General features: G+C 55.8%; 6 protein-coding genes and 1 tRNA gene. 2 read left to right on the top strand and 5 right to left on the bottom strand.

What is annotated here, in order from left to right; translation table 11 throughout:
- The coding region (locus tag BUE21_RS13990) for an integrase core domain-containing protein (RefSeq protein WP_234971076.1) at nucleotides 1-327 on the top strand (327 nt) is incomplete at its 5' end.
- A 45-nt stretch (nucleotides 328-372) separates the two neighbouring features.
- Here the strand turns inward: BUE21_RS13990 and trhP are convergent.
- From trhP to ybgC, 5 genes are all read right to left on the bottom strand, one after another.
- Complete coding sequence (gene trhP / locus BUE21_RS13985) at nucleotides 373-1,779, bottom strand: prephenate-dependent tRNA uridine(34) hydroxylase TrhP (RefSeq protein ID WP_073357253.1); 1,407 nt, start codon at nucleotides 1,777-1,779, stop codon at nucleotides 373-375.
- Nucleotides 1,780-1,990: 211 nt separating this feature from the next.
- Entirely contained in the window at nucleotides 1,991-3,226 is a 1,236-nt protein-coding gene (tolA, locus tag BUE21_RS13980) for a cell envelope integrity protein TolA (RefSeq protein WP_084523345.1), read from the bottom strand.
- Complete coding sequence (locus BUE21_RS13975; RefSeq protein WP_073357252.1) at nucleotides 3,223-3,660, bottom strand: biopolymer transporter ExbD; 438 nt, start codon at nucleotides 3,658-3,660, stop codon at nucleotides 3,223-3,225. The genes tolA and BUE21_RS13975 overlap by 4 nt, the downstream gene beginning before the upstream one ends.
- 17 nt (nucleotides 3,661-3,677) lie before the next feature.
- Nucleotides 3,678-4,376, bottom strand: a complete 699-nt coding sequence (gene tolQ / locus BUE21_RS13970) for a protein TolQ (protein ID WP_073357251.1) — start codon at nucleotides 4,374-4,376, stop codon at nucleotides 3,678-3,680.
- Complete coding sequence (gene ybgC / locus BUE21_RS13965) at nucleotides 4,373-4,819, bottom strand: tol-pal system-associated acyl-CoA thioesterase (RefSeq protein WP_073357250.1); 447 nt, start codon at nucleotides 4,817-4,819, stop codon at nucleotides 4,373-4,375. Before ybgC ends, tolQ begins: the two co-directional genes overlap by 4 nt.
- Nucleotides 4,820-5,161: 342 nt before the next feature.
- On the opposite strand from ybgC, the gene BUE21_RS13960 reads away from it, so the two are divergent.
- Nucleotides 5,162-5,237, top strand: a tRNA-Phe gene (locus BUE21_RS13960).
- Nucleotides 5,238-5,606: the final 369 nt, after the last annotated feature.

Below are 5,606 nucleotides of genomic sequence, written 5' to 3'. Positions count from 1 at the left end.
AGCTTGGCGTTTGGCCAGCGTTGCAAAGAAATGAAGGTAACGCCCTCCATGGGGACGGTGGGTGATGCCTACGACAACGCCATGGCTGAGAGCTTTTTTGCGAGTCTGGAATGTGAGTTGATTGACAGGAGAAGTTGGCCAACAAAGGCAGGAGCCAAGCGCGACATCTTTAGCTGGATCGAGGGCTGGTACAACCCGCACCGGCTGCATTCAGGCATCGGTTACCTGTCGCCTGTAGAGTTTGAAAAAAGGAGGAAAGGCAGCAAGAAATCTGTTTCCAAACCAACGCCAGAAATGGCCGATCCAGTGTTCTATACCCTCCGGTAATGTGGGGGAACTTCAACTTCAGCCAGTGCAATCCGCCGTCTTCCATTATGCGAGGGCCACATTGTCCTCGTTGCTGACCTGTGGCAGCATCCGTGCCACCAGCGCGCCATCCACCGGGCCTTCAATCGGCAGCCAGACCCGCAACGGGTTGCCTGCCGCGACGGCAATGCTCTCGCCATCCTTGTTCTGCATGGTTTCCAGCTTGACGGTGCGGTTGCCGCTGGGGTGAATGATTTCCAGCGTATCGCCCACGGCAAAGCGGTTCTTGGTTTCCACTTCCACCCAGCCATCTTCGCGCACGCCGCGCACTTCGCCGACGAACTGGCTGCGTCTGGCCACCGAATGGCCGGTTTCGTAGTTCTGGTAGGTGTTGGCCGGACGGCGTTCCAGCAGGCCGCTGGTGTAGCCCCGGTTGGCCAGTCCTTCGAGTTCGGTAATCAGTTGTGGATTGAAGGGGCGACCGGCCACGGCATCGTCAATCGCGCGGCGGTACACCTGTGCGGTGCGTGCCACATAGTACAGACTCTTGGTGCGACCTTCAATCTTCAGGGAGTCCACACCAATGCGGGTGAGCTTTTCCACCTGCTCCACCGCACGCAAATCCTTGCTGTTCATGATGTAAGTGCCGTGCTCGTCTTCCATGATGGGCATCAGTTCGCCGGGGCGGCCAATCTCCTCAATCAGATACACCTGATCGGCCTTGGGGTGGCGTTGGCCATCCCCGCAAGCCGAGAAGTTCTTGTCGGCTTCTTCCTGCATTTGCTGGAAGTTGAAACCCTGGTCCATGCGTTCCACGGCCAGAGCCTCGCCCGTGTTGGAATCGACCGCGGCATCGTGGGTCTTGTAGTCCCAACGGCAGGCATTCGTGCAGGTTCCCTGGTTGGGATCGCGGTGGTTGAAATAGCCGGACAGCAGGCAGCGACCCGAATACGCAATGCACAGCGCACCGTGTACAAACACTTCCAGTTCCATATCAGGACATTCCTGGCGGATGTGCTCGATTTCCTTGAGGCTCAACTCACGCGAGAGGATGATGCGCGACACGCCCATCTTCTGCCAGAACTTGACGGCCATGTGGTTCGTGGTGTTCGCCTGCACGGAGAGATGAATCGGCACTTGTGGCCATTTTTCGTGCACCATCATGATGAGACCGGGGTCGGCCATGATGATGGCATCGGGCTTGAGTGCAATGACCGGCTCGATGTCGCGCAGATAGGTGCGCACCTTGTCGTTGTGGGCCAGCAGGTTGCTGGTGACAAAGAACTTCTTGCCGCGTGCATGTGCTTCTTCAATGCCTTGCTGGAGCTGCTCGATGCGAAACTCGTTGTTGCGTGCCCGCAGGCTGTAGCGGGGCTGACCGGCATACACGGCATCTGCGCCAAAGTCGTAGGCGGCCCGCATCTTGTCCAGGGATCCGGCAGGCAAAAGCAGTTCAGGGCTGAAAGTGGTCATGGTGGCGAAAAGGGTGGGGCGTGCCAAGGCACAGTCGCATGGCACGGTATTGTTGTGGGACAGTGGTCAAGGAGCAGAACAGGCTGCACAACCGCACGGAGCGGTTCGCGCCATTTTGTGCACGGGGTCTGCGATTATCCGTCGTTGCCCAATGGGCTGCAATGGCCCGCATGGAAGCCATGGCTTGCCATGCGGGTGAATGACGGTGGAATCAGTCGTTCGGGCGGAACACAATCACGATGTGGCCGGGCACCGAGCCATCGGTATCGCGGGGCATTTTCTGTGTTTTGTGCACCGCACGCACCACGGCATCGTCCCAGGTCGGGTTGCCGCTGGAGCGCACCAGCTTGGCACTGATGATCGTGCCATCTGCGCCACTGCGCACTTCCACCTCGGCCTGTGGATTGCCTGCGATCGTGCCCACATAGTTGATATTGGGCTTGACGGCAGAGCGTACCTTCCCGGCGTAACTGCCCGAAGGCCCGGTACTGCGTGCGGCCGTACCCGTGCTGGAGGCTCCACCACTGGCTCCTGCCAACCCCTGGATGCGGCGCAGGTTCTCCTGTCGCAGGGCTTCGGCATCAGCAGCGGCACGCGCGGCTTCGGCCTTGCTGCGTTCTTCGGCTTTTTTGCGGTCGGCTTCATCCTTCAGGCGTTTTGCCTCGGCGGCTTTCTTGCGCTCGTCTTCCTTGCGCTTTTCTTCCTCCTTGCGTTTGGCTTCTTCCTGTTTCTTGCGCTCGGCTTCTTCTTTCAGGCGTTCTTCTTCCTTGCGTTTCTCTTCTTCTTTGCGCTTGGCCTCTTCCAGCTTCTTGCGCTCGGTTTCATCTTTCAGGCGTTTTTCTTCGGCCGCTTTTTTACGTTCTTCTTCCTTGCGCTTTTCTTCCTCTTTACGTTTGGCTTCTTCCAGCTTCTTGCGCTCAGTCTCTTCCTTCAGGCGTTTCTCTTCTGCCACCTTTTTGCGTTCCGCTTCCTTGCGCCTTTCTTCCTCTTTGCGTTTGGCTTCTTCCAGCTTCTTGCGTTCAGCATCTTCCTTCAGGCGTTTTTCCTTTTCCTGCTGAGCGACGATATTGGCATCAGGGCCATTGTCCACCTGAACTGCCGGTTCGGGTGGAGGAGGGGGCGGCGGAGGTGGAGGCGGCTCTGGTTCAGGCTCCGGTTCTGGTGGTGCGGGCTTCGGAGGGGGTGGGGGTGGTTCGGCTTTGACTATCGGCGGTGGTGGTGGCGGCGTTGGAGCATGCGAGCGGGCTGCTGGTGCTGCCTGCTCGATGATGGGCGACCATATCTCGGCTTCGACGGCCATGTCCTGTTGTGGTTTTTTCCAATGAACGCTCAACGCCAGAATGCCGATCAGCCCCAGGTGTGCCAGCACCGCCAGAGTCACCGCTGTTCTGGAGGTGGGCGGCTCACTGGGATGCAGCACTTCACGGCGCGGAATCGGGGCAGTCATCGTTGCCCACCCTGATTGACGTTCACATTCAGCCCCACACGCTCTACTCCTGCCTGTTTCAGGGCATCGAATACCTTGACCACCTCTTCATACTGCACCTGCTTGTCCGCAGAAATGCCAACGCCGCTCTCGGCTTGTTGGGATGCCTGCCAGTCGCGTGCCTGCTCGCCCAGTTCCGCCAGGTCAATCGACTGGCTCTGCCCGTTGGCAGTCCACTCCAACCCGCCATTCTTGTCGATCGACACATTCGCCACGGCAATGGGCTGTTGCGATCCCTTGCCCACCGTGGGCACATCAATCACGCCCGGTGTCAGCATCGGGGCAGTGACCATGAAAATGATCAGCAGCACCAACATCAGGTCAATCAAAGGAATCATGTTGATTTCATTGACCGTGCGGCGTTCTCTTTTTCTGCCGGAAGCAAAACCTGTCATGCCTGTTGCCTGTTGGGTTAGTGGGAAGTGTGGCTGGCTGTGCGCAGATTGCGTTGCAGGATGTTGGTGAACTCATCGCCAAAGGTTTCCATGCGAATGGCGGTGCGGTCAATTTCGCGGGAGAAGCGGTTGTACGCCAGCACAGCAGGAATCGCTGTGAAAAGACCCAGTGCCGTGGCAATCAGGGCCTCTGCAATGCCCGGTGCCACCGTGGCCAGTGTCACCTGTTCCATACCCGAAAAGCCCGTGAAAACGTGCATGATCCCCCAGACCGTGCCAAACAGCCCGATATAGGGTGCGACCGATCCGACCGAACCCAGGAATGACAGGCCGGTTTCGATGACATCCATCTCGCGGTTATAGCTTGCCAGCATCGCCCGACGCGAACTGTCCAGCAAAGTGTCAGGGTGGGAGATATTGCGCTCGCGCAGCTTGTGATACTCACGCATGCCACTGGCAAAAATACGCTCCAGTGGCCCGGCCCGCTTGGCATTCTGAATGGCCGCAGCGTACAGGTCATTCAGGCTGGCACCCGACCAGAAATCTTCCTCGAACTCCGCATTCAGGCGTTTGATGTTCTTCAAGGCCTGGGTTTTGCGGAAAATCGTTGCCCAACTGGCAATCGAGCCAATCAGCAGTATCAACATCACTACCTGAACCGCCCAACTCGCGCTCAGAATCAGGTTCAGCAGAGACATATTGTCTGGAGAGTTCATGAAAGTTGCTTCAAAACAGACTCGGGGATGCGCCCCGGACGCAGAGATTGAGAATCGACCCAGCCTACCTTGACCGCACCTTCGCACAACAGCACAGGTGCAGCCGAATCAGCATCCGTGTCCTCGGACGAGGAGCGATACACCAATTGTTGCATGGCAATCGAGGCTCCTTTCACTGCCTGGGCGCAGGCAGTGACTGTCAGAAGATCATCCAGACGGGCGGCTTGCAAATATCGCAGCGCGATGGAACTGACCACGAAAATCCCACCATGCTCTCGTTGCAACACCGACTGGCTCAGCCCCAGGCTGCGCAACCACTCGGTGCGCGCTCGCTCCATGAAATTGACATAGTTGGCGTGGTACACAATGCCGCCGGCATCCGTGTCTTCCCAGTACACACGCACAGCAAGCTGGAATGCAACAGTGTCAGCAATGTCAGGCATGAGAAGAAGATGGTAAGAAATCCATTGATCGAAATCGCAAACGAACTATACAGAATCTCCATCCTGTACATGGTTTGCGATCGCCAAAAATGTTCAGATGCGCTGCAATACAGGAGGTTCCATCCCGTGACGCACGTCAAGTGCCAATAAGGCATGCCTCATGCTTGGGCGAGTCTGTGCAGCAGGCAGTTTGATGAGCGCATGAAGATTTTTTGCTTTCTTTGGAAAAAGCAAAAAAATTCCCCTATAATCACGCCTTCGCAAGCGTTGCTTGTCATCGATTGGATGCAAATAAAGATTTTTCTGACATTTGTAAAAAAATCATGATAGAATGCAAAGCTTGGCTCGGTAGCTCAGTTGGTAGAGCAGCGGATTGAAAATCCGCGTGTCGGTGGTTCGATTCCGCCCCGAGCCACCAAAAAGAATTTTTAAATTTTTCTCGAAGGTTAAAAATTCTGTGTTATAGTAGAGGGCTTCACTGATCGCGGTGAGGTTCTTAAAAAAGAAGACGGATTAGATAGTTTGTTTTCTTTGGTGTTCGTTAAAAACATACAGCCGATAAGCGTGGGCGTTTGGTAATTGCTCAAGTTCTTAGGAACAAAGGCAGAGATGCCTGGCAACCATTATATATGGAAAGCCAAACGCTCATGAACAGAACATGAAGTGTGTAAGTCTTATGATTTACAAATCCACTTCAATTCCGTTTTGAGTGAGTTTAACAAGATCGAACTATAGAGTTTGATCCTGGCTCAGATTGAACGCTGGCGGCATGCTTTACACATGCAAG

This window comes from Lampropedia hyalina DSM 16112, from assembly GCF_900129055.1.
GTDB classification, from domain to species: domain Bacteria; phylum Pseudomonadota; class Gammaproteobacteria; order Burkholderiales; family Burkholderiaceae_C; genus Lampropedia; species Lampropedia hyalina.
The sequence above is the reverse complement of the archived record's forward strand: the minus strand, read 5'-3'. Positions and strand labels throughout refer to the sequence as shown.

Excerpts from the sequence above, each read along its gene's own strand:
- BUE21_RS13975 (WP_073357252.1), bottom strand. The coding sequence starts at position 3,660 with ATGACAGGTTTTGCTTCCGGCAGAAAAAGAGAACGCCGCACGGTCAAT.
- ybgC (WP_073357250.1), bottom strand. The coding sequence starts at position 4,819 with ATGCCTGACATTGCTGACACTGTTGCATTCCAGCTTGCTGTGCGTGTG.
- trhP (WP_073357253.1), bottom strand. The coding sequence starts at position 1,779 with ATGACCACTTTCAGCCCTGAACTGCTTTTGCCTGCCGGATCCCTGGAC.
- tolQ (WP_073357251.1), bottom strand. The coding sequence starts at position 4,376 with ATGAACTCTCCAGACAATATGTCTCTGCTGAACCTGATTCTGAGCGCG.
- tolA (WP_084523345.1), bottom strand. The coding sequence starts at position 3,226 with ATGACTGCCCCGATTCCGCGCCGTGAAGTGCTGCATCCCAGTGAGCCG.